Below are 24993 nucleotides of genomic sequence, written 5' to 3'. Positions count from 1 at the left end.
TGTCGCTAACCTATGATGGACCGAGGCAAGTTCGCGCACAAAGATCCAATTGCGTATAGCGACGCGGCTAGCGCTACGCGTCCATGGTCCGCCGGAGCGCCCAACGGAACCCGCACGACCGTCGAACCGCGTCTCGTCGTGTATCACCCAAGGTGTTCGCGCGAACCGCCGACCTGCCCGTCAAAGAAGCGTCCTGCCCGCAATGGAACTCTTGGCCGTCAATCGCATTATCCAGTCCGGGCAAAACGGGGGCGATATGGGGGTCACTGCAGGCGATCGTCAATCTGAACTGCAACGCTTCGAGCTGTTGGCGGCGCTGGGCGACCGGATTCGCGAGATTACTGATCCTGCCGAATTGGCCCACGCAGCCGCGGAACTGGTAGGGAGACATTTCGATGTCAGCCGAGCCGGATACGGCACGATCGATCTTGAGAAAGAAACCATCACGATCGAGAGGGACTGGAACGCGCCAGGCATCAAAAGCCTGGCTGGGACCCTGAATTTCAGGAACTACGGCTCGTATATCGAGGACTTGAAGCGGGGCGACACCGTTGTCTTCGAAAATGCCGAGACAGACCCGCGAACGAGGGATCATGCAGAGGCTCTCAAAGCCATCAGCGCCCAATCCGTCATCAACATGCCGGTTACCGAGCATGGCGGTTTGGTGGCGCTGCTGTACCTGAACCACTCCGCGCCCAGACGCTGGGCCAAGGAGGAGGTGGCGCTTATTTCGGAAGTGGCGGATCGGACGCGTACCGCCATAGAGCGGCTTCGCGCTGAGCGAGCGCTGCGTGAGAACGCCGAACGCCTGGCTTTTCTCGACCGTCTTGGAAGGGAGATTGCGCTCGCGGCCGACGCAGACGCCGTCATGGCGATCACCACTCGTCTGTTGGGCGAACATCTTGGCGTCTCGATTTGCGCCTACGCCGACATGGAGCAGGACCAGGACCATTTCACCATCCGTGGCGACTGGAGCGCACCCGGCTCGCCCAGCATCAGAGGGTATTACAGTCTTGCCGATTTTGGCCGCCTGGCGGTCACCAATCTCAGCGCCAATCGGCCGCTCATCATCAACAACAACCTCGAGGAAATTGCGCCCGAGGAGGCAAAGACCTTTCAGAACATCGGCATAACGGCAACCATCTGCATGCCCTTGGTAAAACAGGGGCGTCTGACCGCCCTGATGGCCATTCACGACAAGCAGCCCCGCGTCTGGTCACAGCGCGAACTGTCCTTGCTGACGGAGGTGACGGAGCGGTCCTGGGCTCACATCGAGCGCGTTCGCTCGGAACAGGCGGCCCGGGCCAGTGAGGAGCGCCTCCGGCTAGCCACCGACGCAGCCGCTATCGGGACCTGGGACTACGATCCCGTCACCAAGGCTCTGCGGTGGGATGACCGGTGCAAAGCCCTTTTCGGCCTCCCGCCAGATGCGGAGGTAACATATGAAAGCGCGTTCCTGGCGGGTATTCATCCAGAAGATCGGGCCCGCGCCGACGAGGCCGTACGCCAGGCGCTCGCGCCGGGCACGACTTCCCGCTACGACATCGAATATCGGACGGTCGGCTTGCACGACGGCAAGGAACGCTGGATTGCGGCAGCGGGCGAGTCGCTTTTCCAGTCAGGGCGCGCGGTCCGCTTCATCGGTACCGTCATGGATATCACCGCGCGAAAGCGGGTGGAGCATCAGCTTCAGATGATGAACGTCACCGCTGCCGCGGTAGCGGCCGAGCTCGACGTGGAGCGGATTGTTCAGACGGTAACTGACGCCGGCGTAGCGCTGTCGGGCGCACAATTCGGAGCTTTCTTCTACAATGTAATCGACGACAAGGGCGACAGCTACATGCTCTACGCCCTGTCGGGCGCACCTCGCTCCGCGTTCGAAAATTTTCCAATGCCTCGCAACACGGCGGTGTCGACCCCACTTTCCGCGGGACAAGCGTGATTCGCTCCGACGACATCCTCGCCGACCCGCGCTACGGCAAGAACTGGCCCCGCAAGGGAATGCCGGAGGGCCATCTGCCAGTACGTTCCTATCTTGCGGTACCGGTTGTCTCGCGTTCGGGCGAGGTGCTGGGCGGCCTCTTCTTTGGTCATGCAGAGATCGGCGTCTTCGCCGAACAGCAAGAGAAGGCCTTGCTGGGGCTTGCGGGCCATGCCGCGACGGCAATCGACAATTCTCGACTATTCAAGGCGCTGCAGACGCTCAATGGCACCCTTGAACAACGTGTCATGGACGAAGTCGCCGAACGCACCAGAGCAGAAGAGCACCTGCGGCAGGCCCAGAAGATGGAAGCTGTCGGACAGCTGACCGGTGGCATCGCGCACGACTTCAACAATATGCTGGCTGTCATCATCGGCGGGCTGAACCTTGTGCAGCGCAAGCTCAGAAACGGCGATACCAACGTCCACCAGTTCGTGACCGGCGCGATCGATGGAGCCCAACGTGCTGCGGAACTTACCAAGCGGCTGCTTGCCTTCTCCCGCCAGCAACCCCTGGCGCCCAAGCGCCTGAATCCAAATCGCCTCGTCTCGGATATGAGTGAATTGCTGAGCCGGACGCTTGGGGAGCCCATCCAAATCGAGACCGTGCTCGCCGCGGGACTATGGCATGTGGAAGTCGACGCAGGGCAGTTGGAAAGCGCGTTGCTCAACCTTTGCGTCAACGCGCGGGATGCCATGCCCGCTGGCGGAAGGCTGACCATCGAGACATCCAATGCCCATGTCGACGACCGGTATGCGAGAGAAAACGCAATACCCTCCGGCCAGTATGTGATGATAGCTGTCACGGACACCGGAACCGGAATGACTGCCGACGTGTTGGCCAGAGCCTTCGATCCGTTCTTCACCACAAAGGGGGTTGGCAAAGGCACCGGGCTGGGGCTCAGCCAGGTTTATGGATTTGTTCGCCAGTCCGGCGGCAGCGTCAAGATCTATTCCGAGCAAGGTATCGGAACCACTTTGAAAATCTACCTGCCGCGCTCGCACGGCGACGTGGTCGACAGCCAGGCCGAGTCCGTCGCGGGCGAGCACCCCGGCAGTGAGGACGAGATCATCATGGTTGTCGAGGATGAAGATCGCGTCCGGCTGATGGCTGCGGAGGCGCTGCGGGAACTGGGCTATTCCGTGTTGGAAATGCAAGGGCCGCGAGACGCGCTGGCGGCCGTCGCCAGCGGGCAAGTGCCGTCGCTTCTGTTCACTGACGTGGTCATGCCGGAGATGTCAGGGCGGGAACTGGTCGATCATGTCAAGAGCATGCACCCGTTGCTAAAAGTGCTCTACACCACCGGCTACACGCGAAACGCGATTGTTCACAACGGCACGCTTGATTTTGGAACGGAGCTTTTGACCAAGCCCTACACGATTGACGAATTGGCGGAAAAGATCCGTAAAGTGCTGGATCGCAAGTGAACGCTCACGGCCCGAGGCACACCTATCCCTCTCCGCTTCAGTTGCTTTACGGAACGCCGCGCTTGGCGGAATTGGCGCATTCGCCAAGACAACTGCCGTACCGCGGACGCTATCGGGGCTTCATGCACCCATCAGTGAAACCTTTTCCCCACTCGCAGCTTGTTCGCGACACCGGAGGAATCGATCGTGTCAAGGCGAGATGGAGAGATGGGGGATCAACCGACCAAGAGGCGTCGTACACGTCCCTTGAAAGGCGAGGACGCGGAGGTCCGGCATGTCGTCGAAACGCACGACCTGTCGCCCGCTCAGGCAAGAGAGCTGGTACGTCGCCACGGCAACGATTGGCGCAAGATCGATGAGGCGGCGAAGTCATACAAGGACAGCGCCTGACGGGAGCCTCCAAGTCTCCCGGGAAGACGCTAAATCCTGAAAAGCCTATTTACAGCACGGCTGGTCTCGCCTGACAGGCTTGTTCGCGAGAGGCCGCGATTTCCAAGTGAAAACAAGAAAGCCCGCTGCCTCGGGGAGTGCAGCGGGCTATCGGCTAGGAGTTGAGGGGACATCTCCACGCTGGGGAAACAACAGTTCAACAGCGGATTGGTTCCAACCATGCTCTCTGTTCATTCGCTTCGCAATACGCGCCCGTGGCAAGGGAAGCCGACGCCTAATCTCTTTCCGTGCCTTGTTCATCATCAGAATGATCGATGAATTCCCCCTCTTGCAAGCTCATAACCGGGCATCAACCGCAAACTCAGGCAAGCCATGCTCCCGGCGTATTTGAATGCACCAGCAGCGGATCAGGACCATCACCAGGATTCTCGGCCCTCCCGCAGATGGATAGACGTCCCGGCCTACGCCCTGGATCAAGGTGGCCCGGCGCTGCGCCTTCATCAAAAGTTGAGTCCGGCATTTGCGGATGTCGGGATTGCCGATCAGCTGAAGAAAGTCGCGGCCCAATATTCCGAAAAAGCCGCCGTGCATGACGGCGTGAACCAACTGTCGTACTTCGAGCTTGCAACTGCCGTCGAAGTCCTGTCCCGCCGGATCGCTGCCGTCGTTCCCGAAGGGCAGCCGATCGGAATTTATCAACCAAACTCCGTCTGGTACATCGTTGCTGTCCTGGCGAGCATGGCGGCGGGAAGGATTTCGGTCCCGCTCAACGCCCGGGACCCAATCGCCCGTGTCAACGAGATCGTGGGCGTCGCGCGGCTCCGCGCCATTGTTGGCGTTGGAAACCGGCATGCGGGTTTACCCGAGGACATCCGGTGGATTGATGTGACTGTCAGCCCCGCGTCGACGGAGCGGCTGTCGTCAACGCAATTGCCTGCCGTATCGGTCGACGCACCGGCGATGGTTCTTTACACGTCTGGCAGCACCGGATCTCCGAAGGGCATAGTCAACAGCCAGCGCAGCCTGCTCTGGCGGGTGCACCAATATGCCGATGCGTGTCACATCAATTCCGACGATGTCTTCCTCCCCTTGACAGGGCCCGCCACCATAGCCGGATGTCGAGAAATCCTGACTTCGGTCCTGTGCGGCGCCACTTTGCATATGGTCGACGTGGAAGCGATCGGTCTGCGTGCGGTTCGCGAGCGAATGCAGCAGGTTGGCGCGACGCTTACTTACCTCGTGCCCGCGCTGCTTCGCGCCCTCATGGCCAATGCTCCCGCCGATGCGTTCGGATCACTCAGGGTGGTCCGCGTCGGCGGCGAGAAAGTGCTTTGGACCGACATTGCCCTTTTGCGAAAGGCGATTCCTGCTCATTGCCTCGTACAGATCGGCTACTCGTCAACCGAGACGACCGGGTCACAATGGTTTCTGCCTCGCGTTCAACCAAAGCACCAAACGTCCGTGCCGGTCGGCCGGCTCTTGCCAGGAATAGCGTTTGCGGTCGTCAACGAGGACGGTGACAGCGTACCGCGGGGTGGAAGCGGGGAACTCGTCATCAAGAGCCCCTACGTCTTGCTCGGCCACTGGGAAAACGGCACCGTCATCCCTGCCGAGGCGGATCCCGATGATCCACGTCAACGGATATTCGCTACCGGCGATCTCGTCCAATTGGACAATCGGGGCCTGCTGAGGATCGTCGGCCGCAAGGGGCGGCAGATAAAGATCAACGGTCGGCGCATCGAGCCGGCCGAAGTCGAAAGGATCCTGCGCTCCGCCTCGTCGGTCGAGGATGCGGTGACGATCGTGACCGAGGCCAACGAACTGGTCGCTTTCGCGATCCCCAGGAATTCCGCCGGTCCGGCCTTCGCCGACGACCTTCGCCAGCTGCTTGCAAAGACGCTACCGCCGCCACTGCGCCCGCTTCGGCTCCACAGGGTAGAGGATATTCCGCGCCTGGCGGGCGGAAAAATAGATGTGGCGAAACTCGGGAAAATGGATCTTCTGGCCAAGAAGCCTACCCAAGTTGCCGATCTACCGATTTCAGGCAGCGATCTCAAAGCCCATCAAGCAGTACAGAATGCCTGGACCAGGGTCCTCAACACGCGGGCAGCCGTCGGGCGATGGGATGAAGCGGGAGGGGACTCGCTGAAGCTGCTCCACTGCGTCATGGAGATCGAGAACGAAATCGGCCAGGAACTGGATCTTGAGGCATTTACCGTCGGGATGAGTGCCGAGGCGATGGTCAACGCGGTCGCGTCCGCACAAGGCGGCAATGCGCCCGGTCATGTGCTGGAGCATGATCGGCCTTTTCTCTTTCTGTTTCCGGGCTCCGTGGGCTATGGGCCTAGTCTTGCAGCCTTCGCCTCAGCCATGGGTAAAGTCGCGACGGTCCGGCCGATAAGATATCCCAGCCTCGCGACCATTCTCAGCGGCCAGAACGATCTTGCCGCCATGGTGGACGCCGCGCTTGAACAGATCAGCCGCATCCAGCCGTCGGGGCATGTACGGCTTCTCGGCCACTCGCTCGGCGGAGCCGTCGCGTTCGAAGTTGCCGTGCGCCTGCTGAAAGAGGGAAGGTCCGTGAAGTTTGTCGGCATCCTCGACACCAGCCTGGCTGGCGAGCGGAGCCGTCCCTGGGAGACAATCACCCGCACCTTGCGTCGGGTCCGGTCCAACCGCATGTCACCCTATAGAATGGCTTGCCGTCTTTTGGCGAAGCTCACGGTCAAGGTCGGCCAGGAAGCTCGTCTTGCCCACGCCATCGACCACTTTTCCCGGGGACAATTCAACGCAACCAGCTTTCGCATCAAGCTGGAGTTGCAGGAAGTCTTGCGTGCGCAGGCCTTCTTCCGTTGGTTGGAGCAGCCAAGAACGGTGCTCCCGATCACCGGAACGCTGTTCCGTTGCGCGCGACCGGGAATGCCTCTTGCCATCGGGTGGGATCGGGTGTTCGCGGACCTGCAGGTCATCCCGATTGCTGGCAACCACATTGATCTGGTCGTCGAGCCTCACATCGGCGTCAATCGTCCGCTGATCGAGGAGGCGGTCGCTCGCACTTATTCGCCGGCCGAGTCTTCGACCATGAAAGGCAGCTTCGCGTGACTTCGCGGTTCGGCAAGGATGTTCTGGCACTGGATGCGGCCGCGGAGGTCGACCGCATCGTAGCATCCGTGCGCGAGCAGGTATTGGTCACGCTCCGCCGGCGTGGAGTGGTGGTCGGGCTCTCAGGCGGCATCGACAGTTCGGTGGTCGCATCCTTGTGCGTGGCTGCCTTCGGCAAGGACAGAGTGTTCGGGATCTTCATGCCGGAGCGTGACTCGTCCGGGGACTCGCTGAGGCTGGGGCGCGTTATCGCCGGTCAGCTGGGCATCGACACCATCGCCGAGGACATTGCGCCGGCGCTCGACGCCATCGGTGCCTACAGCCGGCAGATGGAGGCCATTCGCACCGTTGTTCCGGACTACGGCGAGGGGTGGAAATGCAAGCTGGTGCTGACCTCGGTGCTGGAGAGCAAAGGCCTCAATATCACCCGTCTCACCGTTCAGGATCCCGAGGGGAAGATCGATACCGTGCGCCTGTCAGGAGCGGCCTATCTGCAGATAGTGGCCGCGACCAATTACAAGCAGCGCATTCGCAAGATGACTGAGTACTATCACGCGGACCGTCTCGGCTATGCGGTGGCGGGCACGCCTAACCGGCTCGAATATGATCAGGGTTTTTTCGTCAAGCAAGGCGACGGAATCGCTGACCTGATGCCGATCGTCCACCTCTACAAGACGCAGGTCTATCAACTGGCGGAATATCTCGGTGTGGACGGGGAGATCCGGCGCAGGCCGCCGACGACCGACACCTTCTCCATGGCGCAGAGCCAGGAGGAGTTCTATTTCGCCCTGCCCTATCATCAGACGGACCTATGCCTCTACGGCGTGAACCATGGCATCTGCGCTGATGATGTCGCGGATGTTGCCGGGCTGTCACCAGATGAGGTCCAGAAGGTCTTCAAGGATATCGAAGCCAAGCGTCGAGCGGCACGCTATCTGCACGCCCTGCCTTTGCCTTCGGTGCCAATGACGGTGGACTGACGGATGTGCGGGATCGCCGGAATTGTCGCGATGAGCGCCACTGCCCCACCTCCTTCGCGGGAAGCGCTGTTGCGTATGGTAGGCGCGCTCGCGCACCGCGGACCCGACGAGCGGGGGCTGTACCGCGACCGACGCGCGGGTTTGGCGCATGCCCGCCTGTCCGTCGTCGACCTGCTGCACGGCCAGCAGCCACTCGCCGACGTCAGCGGCCTGACATGGATCGTCTTCAACGGCGAAATCTTCAACTACGTCGAATTGCGCGACAAGTTGATCGCGCTTGGTCACCGCTTCCGTACGCGTAGCGACACGGAAGTCGTGCTCCATGCTTACCAGGCCTGGGGCGAGGCCGCCTTTGAGCGGATGAATGGTCAATGGGCAGTCGCGATATGGGACTCTGCTGCCGGCCGACTGATGCTGTCGCGTGACCGCTACGGGATCTGCCCGCTGTATTATTGCGAGCACGCCGGCTGCGTCTTCTTTGCAAGCGAAGTCAAAGCCATTTTCGCCGCGGAAACAGCGATACCTCGCGCCTTTGATCCGGCAGGGATCGATCAGACGTTCACATTCTGGACGGTAATCCCGCCCCAGAGCGTCTTCGAAGGCGTCAAGGAACTGCAGCCTGGACATATCCGGCTCTATGAGGGTGGCGTGGCGCGGGAGACGGCCTTCTGGGAGCCGCATTATCCGCGGATTTCCGGTTCGGACCCTGAGTGGTTCACCGGCTCGTGCGACGATGCCGTCGAGGCGGTCCGCGGTGCGCTCGAAGCCGCGACGGCGCTGCGGATGGTGCAGGCCGACGTGCCGGTGGGCTGCTATTTGTCCGGTGGGCTCGACAGCTCACTTGTCGCGGCGCTTGGGAGACGTTTCGCGGGGGAGCGCTTCCAGACATTCTCCTTGCGTTTTGCCGACGCCGAATACGACGAGACCTATTTCCAGCGCCTGGTCGCCGCCGCGACTGCGAGCGAGCACCACGAGGTGGTGATTTCCCGCCGCGACATTGCAGCGGTTTTTCCCGAGGTCGTCTACCACGCCGAGCGGCCAATCCTGAGGACGGCCCCGGCACCGCTCTTCCTCCTGTCCAAGTTGGTCCGCGAGCGCGGCATCAAGGTTGTGCTGACAGGGGAAGGCGCCGACGAGATGTTCGCCGGCTACGACCTTTTCCGCGAAGGCAAGGTTCGCCGCTTCTGGGGGCGCCAACCTGCTTCGAGCCGGCGTGCGCGACTGCTCGAGCGACTCTACCCCTATCTGTCGCGCTCACCGGTGCACCAACAGGCCATGGCGCGACAGTTCTTCGGACGCGATCTTCATGCCTGCGACATGCCCGGCTTTGCACACGACACGCGCTGGCGCACCACGAGCGCCATTAAGCGCCTATTCTGCCCCGACATGCGCGGCGCCTCGCAGCACCGCAATGCGGTCTCCGAACTGCTCACCCCCCTCCCCGCCGAATTTTCGCGATGGAGCTTCCTTGCCCAGGACCAATATCTCGAAATCCGAACGCTGATGTCGGGCTACCTGCTCTCCTCGCAGGGCGACAGGATGCTGATGGCACACTCGGTCGAGGGGCGCTTCCCCTATCTCGACGACGATGTCGTGGCGCTCGCGAATTCGCTTCCTGACGCATACAAGCTGCGTGTCCTCGATGAAAAGCACGTGCTCAAGCGAGCGGCACAGCCGATCGTACCACCGCAGGTCGTTGCCCGCACGAAGCAGCCCTACAGGGCGCCAAACGCGCTTAGCTTCGTTGACCATGATGCACCAGATTACATTCGCGAGGCACTGTCGGACACGGCATTGCGCGCGGCAAATGTCTTCGATCCGAAATCGGTGGCTATCCTGCTCGGCAAGTGCCGGTCCAATGCCGGCGACGGCGATCTCTCCAACTCCGACAACATGGCACTGGTCGGCGTGCTGTCGACCCAGATTCTGCATCAGCAGTTCATCGCAAGCCGCCCGGGCGGAGCGGACAAAGCCAAGCTCAGGATCGACGTCGATCACGAGCGGCGGGAAAGGGTCCTGGCATGATCCACGGCGCCATACCACTTCTGCAGGACTACCTCATCCATTCCGCTGGCCGGCTTGGCGGCAAGATCGCGCTGGTGGCCGGCAAGCAACGCGTCACCTACGCGGAGATCGATGAGCGCTCCGACAGGATCGCGCATTTCCTGGCTGCGGCGGGCGTCGAGCGTGGTGACCGCGTCATGATCTTCGCCGACAACACGGTCGAAACCGTCGTCAGCTTCTGGGCGGTGCTCAAGGCGAGCGCCGTGGTCTGCATCGTCAACCCGCTTACGAAAAGCGAGAAGCTTCATTACCTGCTCAACGATTGCCTGCCAACGGCGCTGATCACGGACAGCCATCTGCACTCGATATTCTGCCAACCGTCGCGCGACTGTCACTCGCTGCGGGCGGTGATTGTTTCTGGGCCGATCGACGAGGCCGAGTTCAACCGATTGCCGCACGCCGTGCGCTGGGACACGATCGTCGAAAGACCTTCTGTTGCGCCGCCGCGCAAATCGATCGACATCGATCTCGCCGCCATCGTCTACACCTCCGGATCCACCGGCGAACCCAAGGGGGTCATGTTGACGCACGGCAACATGACTGCCGCGTGCACATCGATTGCCTCTTATCTGGAGCTGCGTGAAGATGAGGTGATCCTGAATGTCCTGCCCCTCGCCTTCGACTACGGGCTCTATCAGATGATCATGGCCTTTCGCACCGGCGCACGGCTCGTCCTCGAACGCTCCTTCGCTTTTCCCGCGCAGATCCTTCAGGTCATCAAGGACGAGCAGATCACAGGTTTTCCCGGCGTGCCCACAATCTTCGCGGCGCTTGCGGAGCTCAGATCGCTGAAGAGCACCGATTTCTCGAGCATTCGGTATGTCACCAATACGGCGGCCGCCCTGCCGCTCAAGCAGATTGCCATGCTCAGGGAGCTGTTTTCGGGCGCACGCATCTATTCCATGTACGGTCTCACCGAATGCAAACGCTGCAGCTATCTGCCGCCCGACGATCTCGGGCGAAAGCCCCTGAGCGTAGGCATTGCCATTCCCAATACAGAAGTGTGGATCGTCGACGAGGGTGGCAGGCGGGTCGGTCCGGGCGTCGTTGGCCAACTGGTAGTTCGCGGCGCAACGGTGATGAAAGGCTATTGGGGCAAGCCCGAGGCAACTGCAAGGAAGCTGAAGCCGGGGCCGCTGCCGGGCGAGCAGGTCCTCTACACGGGCGACTACTGCCGGATGGATGCGGAAGGCTATTTGTACTTCGTCGGCCGTGGTGACGAGATCATAAAATCACGAGGCGAAAAGGTCGCTCCCAAAGAGGTGGAAAGCGTGCTGATGGACGTCCCTGGGGTGAAGGAAGCCGCGGTCATCGGTGTCCCCGACGACCTCCTCGGGCAAGCGGTCAAGGCATTCGTGGTCATCGAGCAGGGAAGAATTGTCGGCGAAAGGCAGCTCCTGATGGAGTGCCGGAAACGGCTGGAGAATTTCATGGTGCCAAAGACCATCGTAATCGTGCCCAGCCTGCCGATGACCGATACCGGAAAACTCAAGAAAGCGGCCCTGTCGTAGATTGTTTCAGATGCGCGATCGCAAGTCGCCTTTGCAATGGAGGATGGATTAGATGGATTCCATGATATCGGCCGCGGAAAGCGACGACATCCATATCAACCAGATCCGCAGCTTCCTGGCCTCGAATTTCTACATCGCGGACGTCAAGGCGCTATCCCTCACCGCATCATTGCTCGATCAGGGGATCGTCGACTCGACCGGAGTGCTCGAGGTGATCGGGTTCATCGAAGAGACTTTCGGCATCACGGTGGAAGACAGTGAACTCCTGCCGGAAAACCTCGATTCAATTCAAGGAATCGCGCGGTTCATCGTTCGCAAGAAGAAATGATCTGGCGCAAGAAGAAATGATCTGGCGCAACAAGCAATGATCTGGACGGTCGGCCCGGTAACGGCCGAATGCAATCATGCCTGCCGCCTGGCCTCTGCCAGGACCACCCGCACTTCACCGGCTTGGTTGGCGAAAGTGCGTATCTGCGCGTAGCCCTTGCTGCGCTCCAGAAGACTTATGACTTGGCGGTCCTGACCAAGCCCCACCTCGAACAGCAGGACGCCGCCTGGTCGGAGGTAGCGCAGCGCGTCCTTGACGACCCGCATATGAATGCTGAGCCCATAGGGACCGGCCGCGAATGCCTCTCGCGGCTCGAGCACAACCAGATGGCGGCGGTCACCCTCGAGGCGCTTCTCCGAAATGTAGGGCGGATTGCAGACGATGGCATGAAGCGTGCCGTCGAGCTCCAGTCTGGACACCCCTTCGAACAAATCACCCTGATGCACTGAAATCCGGTCGGTCAGGCCATGATGAAGGACATTTCGCCGCGCCGCGTCGATACAGCCGTCGGTAAGGTCGCAGGCCCAAACTCGCGCGGATGGGATATGGCTAGCGATCGCGCAGGCCAGGTTGCCGGCGCCGCAGCACATATCGACCACACGCGGCGCCGGCAGGTCCATTGCGCGCAGAACATCTACTGCAATGGAGCCGAGCAGCTCTGTTTCCGGCCGCGGCACCAGCGCACCGGGCGCAACCAGGATCTCCATTCCCATGAAGATAATGCTGCCTTTGTTGTAAGCGCCGGCGACGCTGATCTCTTCGCTCACGACCGTTCTCGCAACGACATCGAAGATATTGCCGCTGCCGGCGGCGCCGGCAGGGATTGTTTATTGCACCGCCGCGCTTTCGAGCGCGCTGCTGAACTTGACCTCGATCGTATCACCCGGCGCCACCGCGGTATCCAGGTCGGCCGGCTGCTTGCGCCATTGCGCATCGACGGAGCGGATGATCGTCACCTGGGCCCGCACGGTTTCGCCGCCGATCGGCTGCGGCAACGCGGATGCTCCCTGCGGCTGCAATTTCTGGCTGACCGCGTGCAGCCTTGCAGTGATGTCGGCTAAGCGCGCGTGTGTATCCCGCAACTCGTTCAACAAACCGGCACGCCTCTGGTTGTCATTGCGCTCGATCTGCCTTGCAAGATCATCCTGCTGGCGCCGAGCCCTCATGAGTTCGACCGATGTTTCAAGCGCACGGCTCGAGGACAGAAGCACCGCGCGCCGGACATCGGCGAGCCGGTTGTTGGTCAGGTTGCCAGCCTTGAAGAGCTTGGTCACCTGCGCCAAATCCTCTTCATCGGCCTTGACTCCATCGGCTTCGTCCTGCTCGCGCTGGAGCAACGCCTGGACCTGGGTCGCTGCATCCTTGGCGCCCTTCTCCAGAAAGCTCTGCTCCTGCTCGAAATTGTCCAGCGAGAGCTTCAGCCCTTCTGCCTCCGCCTGCGCAATTTCGGTTGCAAGGGAAGAAGAGAGCGGAAAGCCCTGGGGGGCCTTCATGTCGAAATCGGGCTGTTTTTGAAGTTCGGCACGTATGCGCGCACTGTGGAAATAGTCCTTGATGTATTCTCCCCAGATCGTCTCATAATCGCGCTGCAAGTCTGTTGGGTCCGGCCCAGCCTGGTTCGCCCGTGCGCGCAAGAGGCTGAAGCCGCCGGCGACGGCTATCGCCTGCCGAACCGTCATGAGCGGACGAAAGGCTTGCTGCCCAGGAGCGAGCACTTCGCCAGTCACGTAGATTGGACGGTATTCAGCGACGATCGCCGTCACGTCGCCGGGTCTGACGACCGCCACCTGCTCACGGCCGTCCGGCATGCGTATGTGGTAGATCTTGGTCGGCAGGATCGCCTGCAAGCGCGTCTGAAGTTCGGACGGGGTCAGGCCGGCGACAGGCACCGTGCCCGCCTCGGCGAGAACGATGGTGCCGTCCATCTGCACCACCGCACGTTGCGTCCGCTCGGGAAGCGAGGTGATTGCGATCTCGATGGTGTCTCCGGGCGAAATTCGATAGATCGTCGCATCGGCTGCCGCAGCCATCGGCAGGGCGCAAAGCATCGCAAGTGTCGCAAGGAAGAATCGGCTAAGGTTGACCATTCGCGACTATCTCCTTCTTATTCTGGTTTTCGGGCCAGTCGACGCGGGTGACGAAGTCGTAAACCGGTCCACCGGCCACGCCCCAATTGCTGGACCAGATCACCTGTGTGCCGTCCGGCGAAGGTGACGCGTGCGTTTCGCTCCAGTAGTCGGAGGGCGCGTTGCGTGTCTGCACGATGCGCCGAACTTCGCCGCTGCCGTCGATGCGCAAGGCGATGACTTCCCGTGCATATGGTGCCCAGCCTGGGTTGGCCGATATCTCCTCAGGGTTGCCGCCATAGGTCAGGAAGACCCAGCCGGGCCGCTTCAGAGCACGCGACGATGCATGCTCTGCTTCGCCGTATCCGGTCAGGGAGGTCACCTTCCCATCGGACAGTCTTCGCTTGATTACGTGATACTTGTCGGGGCCGGATTTGCTGATGCCAACATAGACCTCGCTGCCGTCGTCATCGAGCGTAAGGTCTCCGTGGCCGGGGCGGTGATGGTCCGTCCACCTCTGTCGCAAGGTGCCATCGACACTAAGAATGGCCCTCTGCTCCGTGCCATCTGCTAGGTTTTGAAAGCAAAGGATGTTCGTGCCGAGCGGGGAGATAGTGCAGGAGCTGGTGGTTCCAGGAACCTGAGCGAGATCGATGTCCGGGAATTTGAATCGATCCGCGAGATCGAAGGCGAACACCACCGCTTTTCCATCGGCGCGGACAGCGCGGACGGCTATACGTTTGCCGTCACGGCTTGGATTGCCCTTCGACGGCCCGAATTGCAGATCGTGGTATTGAGCCGTGACGAAGACAACGTCTTCGTGGTCTGTCCTTGGCGCCCATATCGAGATCTTTCGATCCTCCACGCAGATCATCACGTCTGCGTCTCGAGGATGCCATTCGCATTCACCGCCTTTGTCGCGGTGGAATAGCGGAGCATATGTCTTGCCGTCGAGGAAGCACAGCCCGTTGCAGCCATTGGCCAGCACGAGCAGGCTCTGGTCCGCATTCCAGGCTTGAGCGCTCGAATAGCGATGGCTGCAATATTTCGTCCCACACACGACACCTCCCCCAAGTGCGCCTGGTTTGGTGATGCGCATGAAATTCGTGCCGAATGCCGGGTCTGTCGCGGGACGCAGATAATCTGGGAGATCCATCGGCATTGGGGCGACGAACGTCGTGGACATGCTGTTTCCTTGGCTGTCGGCCGCCCGCAGCAGGACAGCAAAGGCGATCAGGAGCAGCGCCAATGGAAACGGGTAAAACCTCATGTCATGTAGCTCATTTCGCGGCGTACCCGACCTTCGCCGAGGCGCGCCCGCCACCAATCGATGGTTCTGGCCAAGCCGTGGCGCAAACTCGTTTGCGCAGTCCATCCGGTTTCACGTTCGAGCCGTGATGAATCGGCCAGCAGAGCGCGAACCTCGGAGTTTTGCGGCCGCAATCGACTCTCGTCGCGGTGGACGGGCTTCTTACAGTCGCTCAGCTCGAGCACGAGATCGAGCACGTCCGATATGGTCACGGCACGCTGGCTTCCAGCATTGTAGGCATGGCCGAATTCGAGTGTGGCTGAACCCGCCCTCAGGAAGGCAGCCGCTGTGTCCTCGACGAAGGTCAGGTCGCGGACCGGGCTGGTATCTCCCACCATGATCGAAACACATTTTGGATCGAGCGCCTGCCGGATGATTGTCGGTATTATGGCTCGTTCGCTTTGCCGCGGCCCGAATGTATTGAACGGCCGGAGGATCACGACGGGCAGGTCGAAGGATTTGGCATAGGACTGCGCCATCATGTCGGCGCCGATCTTGGACGCCGAATATGGCGATTGCCCCTGAAGAGGATGGGACTCGCTGATCGGCATGCTGAGCGCCGTGCCGTAAACCTCACTGGTCGAAGTGTGAATGATCCGTTCCGTCTCCCACTGGCGGGCCGCTTCAAGGACATTCAGCGTCCCCATGATATTGGTTTCCACATAGGACTGGGCGGCCGCGTATGAGTACGGGATCGCGATAAGCGCAGCGAGATGAAACACGACGGCTTGGCCGCGCACGATGCGGTTCAGGAATGCACCGTCGCGTACATCGCCTCGAACGAGTTTCAAATGACCCCGGATGTCGTCTGGCAGATCATCCAGCCACCCATGGCTGTCGAACGAATTATAGAGGGCCAATGCGGTCACCTCGGCACCGTTGCGGACGAGTGCCTCGGTCAGATGCGATCCTATGAATCCATCCGCGCCAGTGACCAGAACTCTCTTGCCATTGTAACTCATAACCAGGTGTTCCTTCTTTCACCTGAAGCGCTCCGGTTGCCGAGCGCGCAAACAGAAACAGCCTTCAACGCCTGAGCAGCCCGACAGGCATCCAGCCGATTACCGCCAGAAAGCCGAGGATCATCCACACAACATCCGAAGCGATGGTTCGTCGGGGATAATAGGAAAGATCGAACTTGGCTTTGATCGGAAACAGCGCTTCCCTGTAGAAGGACGACAGGTCTCCTGAGGCAGGGTAGAGAGAGGCTTCGTGACGGAAAAGAACTTGCGTCGGGCCGACCAAGCCGGGTTTATATCTTAGGACCGCCTCGAAGCCGCCATGGAAGCAGTCAGCAAAGGCGAGGCTTTCCGGTCGTGGCCCGACGATGGCCATGTCGCCTCTGAGCACATTCCAGAGTTGCGGCAACTCATCCAGTTTGGTGCTGGCCAAAATGCGCCCGATCTTCGTCAGCCGACGGTCGCCTATGCTGGTCAACGCAGGGCCCTGAGGATCACACAGAACCTCGAATTTGCGGAATTTATAGATATGAAACATGCGGCCCCCTGCACCGAGGCGAGGCTGCCGGAAAAGCACGGGGCGTCCGCCCTCGAGAAATAGCCCAAATGCAATCAGCAACATCAGCGGCGCGAAAACCATCGCGGCCAAGGATGCGGCCACTACATCCATCGCGCGTCTGCCAAAACCATGGCTCACGCCTGACACGACGGGCGGGTGGATGGATAGATCAAACGCGTTCATGCGGCGGTTCCCGCGTGGATGCCGCTGTTGAGCGCGGTCGCCAGTACGTCCACCACGGCTTCAACCGCGGGCGCGGTAATCTGAGGATGCAGCGGAATGGTCAACTCTCGTTCCGCGAAATCCTCGGTGCGCGGCAGATGGGTACCCGGGTAAAGCTCACGGTAGAGGGTCATCTGATGAACGGGCGGGTAATGGACCGTGGTTTGTATGTCCTGCGCCCGCAGTTCATCGACGACATGCTGCCTGTTGACGTAGCGCGGCAAGAGGATCGGCATGATGTGGTAAGCCGAGGCTCGCGGTTCTTCGAACGGTATTGTGATTGCCGGACAACGCAACGCGATGAGGCGCCGGTACAACACGACAAGAATGCGCCGTATCTCATTCCACTCCTGCAGGTTCTGGAGCTGAACCAAACCGATCGCGGCCCGCATTTCGTCCATTCGGTAGTTGAAGCCGAGCATGGTCACATCGTAATGGGCGGTGCGGCTGTTTAGTCGCTGGCGTGTTCCGGTGGTCATGCCGTGCGCGCGAGCCTGGCGAATCCTGTCCAGCAGTTGGGGATCCCGGGCAATTACGGCCCCACCCTCCGCCGTCGTCATGTTCTTGTTGCCATAGAAGCTGAAGGCGGCGCCCGCTCCAAAGGTGCCAACCGCTTTTAGGCCGGGAGCATGTGCCGCATCCTCGATGATCGAGAGCCCGCGTGCGCTGGCGAATGCTTGCCAAGCCTCCTTGTCGGCGAGATAGCCGGCGAAATGGACCAGGATCACGGCCCTGGTGCGAGGGCTGCAACGTGCTTCTGCTTCTTTGAGCGACATCAGAGGGACGTCTGCCGACTCTATGTCGACAAAGACAGGAGTGGCGCCGACATAGAGCACTGCGTTCGCGGTAGCCACGAAGGTCAGCGAAGGAACCAGGACCTCGTCCCCCGGACCGATCCCCAATCCGTGAAGGATAAGATGAAGGGCCGCGGTGCAGGAACTAACCGCTACGCAGTCCTCTGCCTCGTGCATCAAGGCAAACGCCTCTTCGAAGGCCCGGACCCGTTCACCCATCGTCAGCCAACAGCTGTCGATCACTTTCGCCAAAGCCGCTTTTTCTGGCACTCCCAGGACCGGGGAACTTACCAAGAGCATCGTCACCTCCTCGATGATCCTCGCGCCTGGCCGTTACGCTGCCGCGGCGGCGACTTCGATGGACGCCGACCGCTCTTCCCAAGAAACTGTCTGCGCGTTCTGGAAGTCCTCGACGCGTCCGATGTCGAGCCAAAGACCTTCGTGTTTGTAGACATGCACGACGCGTCCAGCCTGAAGCATCTGCAGCATGAGGTCATCGAACCCAAACGGTATACCGGATGGGATGAAGTCGAGGACGTCCGGGTTCATGCAGTAGATGCCCATGCTTACCAAGTGCGACAGTGCAGGCTTCTCGCGGAAGACCTGGACGGTGTTGTCAACCTCGTCGATGACGCCGAAATCCATCTTGGTAAGCCGCAGCGAAGTCGCTATCGTGACGGAGTCCTTGTGCAGGCGGTGCGCCGCGGTAAACCGGCTGATGCTCAGGTCGGTCAGCACATCGCCGTTCAGGACGATAAAGGGCTCATTCAATTCGTCTCTGATCAAGGAAAGCGGCCCGATCGTTCCGAGCGGTTCCATTTCCTGCGTGTAGCGGATCCTCAGATTCCACTGCGAGCCGTCGCCGCACACGCTCCGGATCAGGTGCCCGAGATAGCCGGTGGTGACGTAGACGTCTTCGATTCCGCTACGCCGCAGCCATTTCAACAGCAACTCGAGGACCGGCCGCGCGCCAATTGGCATCAGCGGCTTGGGCAAAACCGATGTAAATGGCCGAAGGCGCGTTCCCATGCCACCGCATTGAATTACCGCTTTCATTCGATCCTCCCTACGCACATGGCCAGAGTTGGCCTTGACGGCTGAAACCGCATCCGGAGCCAAGAGGCGAACCGCCTCATGCCAGCAGGGTTTCAGTTGTCCGAACCTGCGAGAGATTAGGGAGCCAACCGGGATATTGTCGTCGTGCGTTTGAATGGCACGGGCGAATTTCTCTGATCCCTGAACCGTAGGGACGAAACATTTCCGGCGGATCTGACGGGAGTGGTCGAGACGCACAACAGACCAAGGTCCCACTTGAATTGCGATTGAAGGTAAACATTTTCCTAAGACCGAGCTATATTAGCCTACGGTAATCAGCAGGACGGGGTTGTAGGACGTCAGAGTCCACCTTTCTGGACATACTGGCGCTCCTGCAAGACTGGCCAGGTAGTGCGGGTTGTTAGTGCGTGGGGATGTTTATGTACAAGATCGTCATAGCCGATGATCATGGCCTTTATCGACGTGGCTTGCGTATGGCGCTGACGGCCGGAATCCCTGGCGCCGAAATAATCGAGGCGACCTGTTTTGATGCCGTGGTTGGGCTCCTGGCCGAACATGAAACAATTGATCTTGCGATCCTGGACCTGAACATGCCCGGGCTGCTCAGCCAGGAAGTGCTCGGCGATGTTCTCGCCGCCTATCCCAAAAGCAGGTTTGCGATTGTGTCAGGAAACGATTCACGATCGGAAATTTTGTTGGCCCTTTCGGTTGGCCTCCACGGCTACATCGTAAAATCGCAGCCGGATGAGGAGGTGGTGCTGGCCGTCAAAGAAATCTTGTCAGGTCGCATCTATGTACCAGCCCTCCTGTCGCGAAGCTCTGGCGCAGCCGCGCCTCAGACGCATCGACCTCCCGTGGAGGCTTCACACCAGGCCTTGGCCAACCCAGGTTCACTGGGAAGGCTCACGTCAAGGCAAAAGGAGGTGCTCAAGCTTATGGCCGAAGGTTACTCGAACAAGGAGATCGCCCGCGATCTCGACATCGCCGAGGCCACAACGAAGATCCATGCCGCCGCTATCTTGCGCGAACTGGGAGTCCGAAACCGCACCGAGGTCGCCGTTTTGATGAGGACTTGGCTTGGAACGATCTGAGTTAAGGCTGAATCTCGCTCTGGGATAGGCGTAGCTGGTATCGCAATCCGCCAGCCGACATTTCCAGTTTGGAAGAATGACCGACCAAGGGCGTTCCATCAGCGCCAAGGACGATCGACCCAAAACCTTTCCGCAGAACAGGCTTGGCATCTCGGCCGCCTCGTTCGATCCAGTCGAACACGATGTCGCCGTCCGAGCTCTCGGGTGCAACGCCCCACCTTACCTCCACCTGGCCTCGGGAGTTCCCGAGCACCCCGTGCTTGACCGAATTTGTCGTGAGTTCGTGGACGATCATCGCGAAACTTTCCGCGGCGCCCCCGACGATTCTGACGTGGGGCCCTGTGATCGTTGCTCTGTGTGCCTCGGCGTAGGGGCGAAGCGCATGTGCGACAATATCGCGGATCGAAGATGATAACTCTGCATTGTTGATCAACAGCAGGTGCGTGGATTCGAGCGCCCGAATTCGCTCTAAAAGGTCTCCTCTGTACTTGGAAATATCCTGGTCTGAAGCAGGGATCATTTTCACGACAGCCGTGATCACGGCAAACAAGTTACTGAGCCGGTGCCGCTGTTCAAGTATAAGCCGCTCCTGTCTTCTCACCGCGACCCGCAACAGTGTCGTCTGCCGCCGCTCGGTAAGGTCAGCCGCGATCCCGAACCGCTGATGATAGCGATCGCGGATATCCTCACGGCCGCGCAAGGCAATCCAGCGGAACTGTCCGTCCGACCGCCGAACCCGAACCTCGGCGTCGTAGTTGGCGGTTGCCGCGATCGATTCTGAAGGGACCCCGAGTTTTGGCCAGTCCGCCGTATGAACGATCGCCGACAGCTCGTCCAGGGGACGGGAAGCGGCTGGCGGCAAACCAAGAATTTCCCAAAATTGATCTGAACCGGAGACAATTCTCTCCTTGTAGTCCACGCGCCATGTGCCAAGCCTTCCGGCGAGCAGCGCAAGGTCCAGCCATTCCTTTTGGCCCAAGAGGGCTTCGCTTGCAGCCCTGCGTTCAGTGATATCCTCGAAGACGACAAATATGCCCATCGGCAGTTGTTTCTCCGGACCGGACCAGGAGAGGGTCACGCGAGCCCAGAAAACAGTGCCATCCTTCTTTCTCAAACGCATTTCCAAGCCAAACGACGGCGCCTCGGCGCTTAGACCACGTCCAAGCCTGGCGAACAGATCGCGTTCGCCAGGATGAACGAGTGTTTCGATATGCTGGCCGACGAGCTCTTCCTGTGCGTAGCCGGACATACTGCACATACACATGTTGACCTGCAGCAGCTCACCACGGTCATTTGCGGTCGCAAACCCCAAGGCGGCCCGCTCGAAAGCCCTGCGATATCGCGCTTCGGTCGTCTCGATGGCAGCAAGCCTGTTCTCGGCGACATCGAGCGCGCCCCTCAACTCCTGCCTTGAACGGTGGAAAAGAAAGGCGATCATCCCGCCGGACAGGGCGAGGAGAATGGCCCCGGAAAGATCATCCCCGACCAACTGACCGTTCGCCCCAAGGCGAACTGCCAAGCCGACAGCCACCATGGCAAACGTGGCAGCCATCGCAGGCCAGCGGTCCTCCAGGAAGGCGATGATCACAATCGCCGGGACACATTCCAGAAAGGCCGCACTGCCGCCACCTGTCAGCAACGACTTCATCTCGAGCGAAAGGGTAGCCAGCAGGACGGCCGACGAAACCAGATGTTGTCGTAGCCTGTCCGACAGTACGGGACCGCCTATCCGCAATCTCATCCTGATTACCTACAACTTTTGGCTTAGCCAATGCGGCTTAGAGCCTTTGGTTATCGGACCTAGTGCTGCTGCTCGCTTTCGCGCGCCAAAATGTCAGTCTATCAGAATCATCAGAAGAAAGTTCCAACACTTAGCCCATGCGCTGGCGCCTATCTGGCAGCAAACCGGAAAGTGGTGACGACAATGAACCTGGTCGAACGGCCGAGAAGTACTGTTTTCCAAGCGCAACGTGCGATGGCAGCCATGGGGCCTGGCAGCAGGCCGTCTCCCCTGCGCCATGCCCAAAGCCCGGACCGGCAAGTTGAAAGGCCTGCTGCCGCCGCCGAGGGTGACCAGCCGCCGCTGCATTCTTTCCCGGGTATGCTTGATCGCCTTGGCTACGGATGTCTCGTGCTGAGCGAAACCAAGAAAGTCCTGAAGTGGAACGCCACCGCGCGCGTCATTCTCAGCGGGTACGGCAGTCAGGTGAACAACGCGGACGGCCTTTCGGGAGCGCTCAGAAGCCTGATCGCGAACGTGCCGTGCCACCTCAATCCCGGATCGTTTGCATGGATTGTGGTCCGCAGCAGCGGAGATCGTCCCGTTGTCATCAACGAGCGTGGCCTCTTCGCAGCCGACAACACGATCGTCGTCGCCCTGTTGGACCGCGAGACGAAATCGGCGCCCAACCCTCAAACCCTGCAGCGAATGTTCGGTTTGACCGGAGCCGAGACACATCTCGCGGTGCGGTTGGCAAAGGGCTACACCCCGTTGGAAATCGCTGAAAGCTGTGCGCTCAGCCGGACGACCATCCGAACCCAGCTCGCATCACTGTTCGCCAAAACTGAAACCAGGCGTCAGGCAGAATTGGTCACGCTTCTCGCACGCGTCTCGGTGTTGCCCTAGTTCCCTGAACATTCGGGGATGATCGTGTCCAGCCTTGCGGCCACCGCAGGGGCGGCTGCCGTGAATCCGTATTCCATAAATCGGTTCGGCGCGTGCCGCGTCCCGTGCGCGGCCTTGAAGCATGCGCGAACGGTGCCCAACAGGCCAGCTCCATCACTGTCTTCGGGTATACCAAGGCCCTAGTACCGGGCGGATCCTGAACAGGTATTCCACGAGGTACTGGCTTGCGATCTTCATCACTGATGGGCGAAGAATTTGCAGCGTATCGCGGATAGTCACGGGCAAGGACTGGTGATGAAATCTGGCGGGTACGCGTGCAACCCGCAATGCTCGCAAGAGGCTCTCGGGGTCAGGAAGATTCCTTCTGTTTTCGAGCAGCTGCCAATTAAGCTGCTTAACGGCAAGCGTAACTTCGTCCACTTCCGTGTAGCTCTTCGATGTGGTGATGCTCGGATGGTTCGTCGCGTCGTAAAAAATCAGACCCTCATTGATCGCAACCATGTCTCCGTGACCGGCCAAGTCCACGAAGAACAGTTGGTCAACGCCGGCGGGGATCGATTTGTGTGCACGCATTCGGCATCCAGCCTGAAGAACCTTGCTGTTGATCAACAGTGTCGAGGGAATGATGCCGAGGCTCCTCGTCGTCCGGACAAGGTAAAGATCCCTGAGGCATTGCTGGCTCGAATAGACTGAAACGCGGTTTTGCTCCGATGGCGTCGAGCGGAGCATGATCCTGCCGTCTTCCACGATATTGGCTGCACAGGTCATGAATGCGGCCGAGGGATGCTCCTTGGAGACCTCGGCAAATCGCTTGAGCGCGCTGGGCGCGAGCCAGTCGTCGTCATGCAGCAACTTGATCCAGGTGCCGGTGCAAGCCAGCATGGCATTGTTGGTATTCTCGACTTGGCCTCGCCCCCTGCCGTTCTCGACAATCCGGATGCGACCGTCGGCACGCGCATATTCGTCGACGATCCTCCAGGACAGCCCTCCTTGCCCCTCGTCGTCGCTAACCACCAGTTCCCAATTCGCAAAATCCTGCTGGAGGATACTGTCGATTGTCCTTCGAATGGTATCTGGCCTGCGAAAGGTCGGGATGGCCACTGAAATGAACGGCCGGAGTGTCACCAACTCCGCCGACCCCTCATCTTGCGAAGGTCCGACCCCTATTGACAAGGCTGCGGAAGGAAGCGCGTCGCGACTGTCGATCTGCGTCATGTTATCTTTCCTCCAAGGCGATGCACCGGCCGCGAGGCGACGACTCGTCCGGTTGAACACTTCGCTTCAACAGATAGAGAGAGGCTGCTGTCTTGATGAAGAAGCCCCCGGCGCCGCCGGCAGCCATGAGATAGATGACCGTGAGAGGTTCCCAGCCAGCCCTGGCGCCGGCTAGAAGCGGACCAAACACGAGCACCGTCCTTACGGCATCGACAACCAGGCGCACCTCCTGCCGTCGTAGCAGAGCCGGCACATCCTGAAGCGGCGTCGACAAAGCTTGCACCGCGCCCATGAACGCCAGCGCCGTCATGATTTCGGCGGCGGGCAGCCATGGCCGTCCCAGGAGGGGCACGACGAGCTGCGGTGCGGCGAGGCCAAGAGCCAGAATGGGCAGCGAAGTGAGCCCGCCGGCAAGGATCAGCAGGCCTCGTGCGAGGCCGAGCAGGTGCCCGCGGCCGCCGCCCTTATTGGCTTCGGCGACAAAGACATTGCTGAGCGGCGTCGCTATGAGCGTGACGGGGCCGGTGACGAGCCGCGACGCGACGCCCAGATAGCCCGCATAGGCGGTCCCGAACATCGAGCCGACGAGTATCGCCGGAAGGTTGTTGATGGCGAAACTTGCGACGGTTGCCGGGATATCGAACAGTGGAAATTTGTATTCGCGCCTAGCCTTTTCAAAGACCGTTTGCCACGGCGCGCGGGCGACACCGCACACGTCCTCCCAACTGAAAATCCTAACGCCAAGGAACCCAATGAAGATGAACTGGCTAAGAATGTGAGCGTGCACCATCGCCTCTCCTCCGAGATGGACAATGCCGAACATCAGCTGCAACAACGCCATCGTCGCAGGCAAGATCAAGCGGCCGAGCGCGAAGTCGCGTAGCAGGCCGGCACGCAGACTCCAGCAATTCATGGTCTCCACAAGACCTGCGCCTGCCATGCCGATCGGAACCAGCCACACAAGGTCAACAGCTCGGACCGGAACGGTGCTCGACAACACCATCCCCGCCGTCAAGGCAATAACGCCGGTTGCCGACACGGCCAAAAGAATGAGCTTAACCGTGACGTATGCCTGCGCATTGCTCTTGACGCCATACAGCGAGGCCTCAAAGCGCAGTGCCGCGACCGCTCCCAGTATGTTCACGGTCGAAAGATAGATCGTGAACAAGCCGAAATCGGCAGGAGAATAGAGCCTGGCCAACACCGGAATGGTCGCGACAAGAATGAGCTGACCGGCAATCGCCATGGCCGACACACCACCGGCCGCTCGAAGGACCTTGCCGATCGGGCTTTGAGGAAGTCGGATCATGGCG

Annotated in this window: 18 protein-coding genes and 1 pseudogene; 9 read left to right on the top strand and 10 right to left on the bottom strand. The window is 60.3% G+C overall.

Annotation, left to right across the window (positions count from 1 at the left end; all coding sequences use genetic code 11):
- Positions 1–256: 256 nt before the first annotated feature.
- The 7 genes and pseudogenes from ACVWWD_RS13350 (at position 257) to ACVWWD_RS13320 (ending at position 11783) form a co-directional block, all read left to right on the top strand.
- Positions 257–3408: pseudogene (locus tag ACVWWD_RS13350) on the top strand (GAF domain-containing protein).
- 246 nt (positions 3409–3654) lie between these two features.
- Complete coding sequence (locus tag ACVWWD_RS13345) at positions 3655–3798, top strand: hypothetical protein (RefSeq protein WP_023771442.1); 144 nt, start codon at positions 3655–3657, stop codon at positions 3796–3798.
- 372 nt (positions 3799–4170) lie between these two features.
- Positions 4171–6900 (top strand): AMP-binding protein, encoded by a 2730-nt coding sequence (locus tag ACVWWD_RS13340; protein ID WP_352547384.1) that lies wholly within the window; start codon positions 4171–4173, stop codon positions 6898–6900.
- Complete coding sequence (nadE, locus tag ACVWWD_RS13335) at positions 6897–7880, top strand: NAD(+) synthase (RefSeq protein ID WP_352547386.1); 984 nt, start codon at positions 6897–6899, stop codon at positions 7878–7880. Before ACVWWD_RS13340 ends, nadE begins: the two co-directional genes overlap by 4 nt.
- A 3-nt stretch (positions 7881–7883) precedes the next feature.
- Positions 7884–9905, top strand: a complete 2022-nt coding sequence (gene asnB / locus ACVWWD_RS13330) for an asparagine synthase (glutamine-hydrolyzing) (RefSeq protein WP_457103115.1) — start codon at positions 7884–7886, stop codon at positions 9903–9905.
- Positions 9902–11455 (top strand): class I adenylate-forming enzyme family protein, encoded by a 1554-nt coding sequence (locus ACVWWD_RS13325; protein ID WP_023782488.1) that lies wholly within the window; start codon positions 9902–9904, stop codon positions 11453–11455. The genes asnB and ACVWWD_RS13325 overlap by 4 nt, the downstream gene beginning before the upstream one ends.
- Positions 11456–11507: 52 nt before the next feature.
- A complete protein-coding gene (locus ACVWWD_RS13320) occupies positions 11508–11783 on the top strand; it encodes an acyl carrier protein (protein ID WP_015316399.1) in 276 nt (91 codons plus the stop codon).
- A gap of 74 nt (positions 11784–11857) precedes the next feature.
- Here the strand turns inward: ACVWWD_RS13320 and ACVWWD_RS13315 are convergent, their stop codons facing one another.
- From ACVWWD_RS13315 to ACVWWD_RS13285, 7 genes are all read right to left on the bottom strand, one after another.
- Positions 11858–12550: a N5-glutamine methyltransferase family protein gene (locus tag ACVWWD_RS13315; RefSeq protein WP_352547391.1), complete on the bottom strand. Its 693-nt coding sequence runs from the start codon at positions 12548–12550 to the stop codon at positions 11858–11860.
- Between the two features lie 60 nt (positions 12551–12610).
- Complete coding sequence (locus tag ACVWWD_RS13310) at positions 12611–13813, bottom strand: polysaccharide biosynthesis/export family protein (protein WP_457103624.1); 1203 nt, start codon at positions 13811–13813, stop codon at positions 12611–12613.
- A 43-nt stretch (positions 13814–13856) separates the two neighbouring features.
- Positions 13857–15119 carry a hypothetical protein gene (locus tag ACVWWD_RS13305; protein ID WP_023782490.1) on the bottom strand — a complete coding sequence of 421 codons (1263 nt, stop codon included), beginning with the start codon at positions 15117–15119 and terminating at the stop codon, positions 13857–13859.
- Entirely contained in the window at positions 15116–16120 is a 1005-nt protein-coding gene (locus ACVWWD_RS13300; RefSeq protein WP_023782491.1) for an SDR family NAD(P)-dependent oxidoreductase, read from the bottom strand. Before ACVWWD_RS13300 ends, ACVWWD_RS13305 begins: the two co-directional genes overlap by 4 nt.
- Before the next feature lie 64 nt (positions 16121–16184).
- On the bottom strand, positions 16185–16859 hold the full coding sequence (locus tag ACVWWD_RS13295; protein WP_023771451.1) for a sugar transferase: 675 nt from the start codon (positions 16857–16859) through the stop codon (positions 16185–16187).
- Positions 16856–17992, bottom strand: coding sequence for a DegT/DnrJ/EryC1/StrS family aminotransferase (locus tag ACVWWD_RS13290; protein WP_023782492.1), 1137 nt, complete (start codon positions 17990–17992; stop codon positions 16856–16858). Before ACVWWD_RS13290 ends, ACVWWD_RS13295 begins: the two co-directional genes overlap by 4 nt.
- 33 nt (positions 17993–18025) lie before the next feature.
- Positions 18026–18748: a nucleotidyltransferase family protein gene (locus ACVWWD_RS13285; protein ID WP_023771453.1), complete on the bottom strand. Its 723-nt coding sequence runs from the start codon at positions 18746–18748 to the stop codon at positions 18026–18028.
- Positions 18749–19167: 419 nt separating this feature from the next.
- On the opposite strand from ACVWWD_RS13285, the gene ACVWWD_RS13280 reads away from it, so the two are divergent.
- Positions 19168–19839, top strand: a complete 672-nt coding sequence (locus ACVWWD_RS13280) for a LuxR C-terminal-related transcriptional regulator (protein WP_023771454.1) — start codon at positions 19168–19170, stop codon at positions 19837–19839.
- A 1-nt stretch (position 19840) separates the two neighbouring features.
- Here ACVWWD_RS13280 and ACVWWD_RS13275 read toward each other — a convergent pair whose 3' ends face one another.
- Entirely contained in the window at positions 19841–21580 is a 1740-nt protein-coding gene (locus tag ACVWWD_RS13275) for a PAS domain S-box protein (RefSeq protein WP_352547398.1), read from the bottom strand.
- Positions 21581–21763: 183 nt separating this feature from the next.
- On the opposite strand from ACVWWD_RS13275, the gene ACVWWD_RS13270 reads away from it, so the two are divergent.
- Positions 21764–22465 (top strand): helix-turn-helix transcriptional regulator, encoded by a 702-nt coding sequence (locus ACVWWD_RS13270; RefSeq protein WP_031240601.1) that lies wholly within the window; start codon positions 21764–21766, stop codon positions 22463–22465.
- Between the two features lie 153 nt (positions 22466–22618).
- On the opposite strand, the gene ACVWWD_RS13265 is transcribed toward ACVWWD_RS13270, so the two are convergent.
- Entirely contained in the window at positions 22619–23680 is a 1062-nt protein-coding gene (locus ACVWWD_RS13265; protein WP_023771457.1) for a glycosyltransferase family 2 protein, read from the bottom strand.
- 1 nt (position 23681) lies between these two features.
- Positions 23682–24926, bottom strand: coding sequence for a lipopolysaccharide biosynthesis protein (locus ACVWWD_RS13260; protein ID WP_245273856.1), 1245 nt, complete (start codon positions 24924–24926; stop codon positions 23682–23684).
- Between the last annotated feature and the right edge of the window lie 67 nt (positions 24927–24993).

It is taken from the genome of Mesorhizobium sp. URHB0026 (genome assembly GCF_054059755.1).
The sequence above is the reverse complement of the archived record's forward strand: the minus strand, read 5'-3'. Positions and strand labels throughout refer to the sequence as shown.

Bases quoted from the DNA above. Each gene is read 5' to 3' on its own strand.
- ACVWWD_RS13280 (WP_023771454.1), top strand. From the start codon at position 19,168: ATGTACAAGATCGTCATAGCCGATGATCATGGCCTTTATCGACGTGGC.
- asnB (WP_457103115.1), top strand. From the start codon at position 7,884: ATGTGCGGGATCGCCGGAATTGTCGCGATGAGCGCCACTGCCCCACCT.
- ACVWWD_RS13265 (WP_023771457.1), bottom strand. From the start codon at position 23,680: ATGACGCAGATCGACAGTCGCGACGCGCTTCCTTCCGCAGCCTTGTCA.
- ACVWWD_RS13320 (WP_015316399.1), top strand. From the start codon at position 11,508: ATGGATTCCATGATATCGGCCGCGGAAAGCGACGACATCCATATCAAC.
- ACVWWD_RS13270 (WP_031240601.1), top strand. From the start codon at position 21,764: ATGAACCTGGTCGAACGGCCGAGAAGTACTGTTTTCCAAGCGCAACGT.
- ACVWWD_RS13295 (WP_023771451.1), bottom strand. From the start codon at position 16,859: ATGAACGCGTTTGATCTATCCATCCACCCGCCCGTCGTGTCAGGCGTG.
- ACVWWD_RS13285 (WP_023771453.1), bottom strand. From the start codon at position 18,748: ATGAAAGCGGTAATTCAATGCGGTGGCATGGGAACGCGCCTTCGGCCA.
- ACVWWD_RS13260 (WP_245273856.1), bottom strand. From the start codon at position 24,926: ATGGCGATTGCCGGTCAGCTCATTCTTGTCGCGACCATTCCGGTGTTG.
- ACVWWD_RS13290 (WP_023782492.1), bottom strand. From the start codon at position 17,992: ATGCTCTTGGTAAGTTCCCCGGTCCTGGGAGTGCCAGAAAAAGCGGCT.
- ACVWWD_RS13300 (WP_023782491.1), bottom strand. From the start codon at position 16,120: ATGAGTTACAATGGCAAGAGAGTTCTGGTCACTGGCGCGGATGGATTC.
- ACVWWD_RS13310 (WP_457103624.1), bottom strand. From the start codon at position 13,813: ATGGCTGCGGCAGCCGATGCGACGATCTATCGAATTTCGCCCGGAGAC.
- ACVWWD_RS13305 (WP_023782490.1), bottom strand. From the start codon at position 15,119: ATGAGGTTTTACCCGTTTCCATTGGCGCTGCTCCTGATCGCCTTTGCT.
- ACVWWD_RS13275 (WP_352547398.1), bottom strand. From the start codon at position 21,580: ATGAGATTGCGGATAGGCGGTCCCGTACTGTCGGACAGGCTACGACAA.
- ACVWWD_RS13325 (WP_023782488.1), top strand. From the start codon at position 9,902: ATGATCCACGGCGCCATACCACTTCTGCAGGACTACCTCATCCATTCC.
- ACVWWD_RS13340 (WP_352547384.1), top strand. From the start codon at position 4,171: ATGCTCCCGGCGTATTTGAATGCACCAGCAGCGGATCAGGACCATCAC.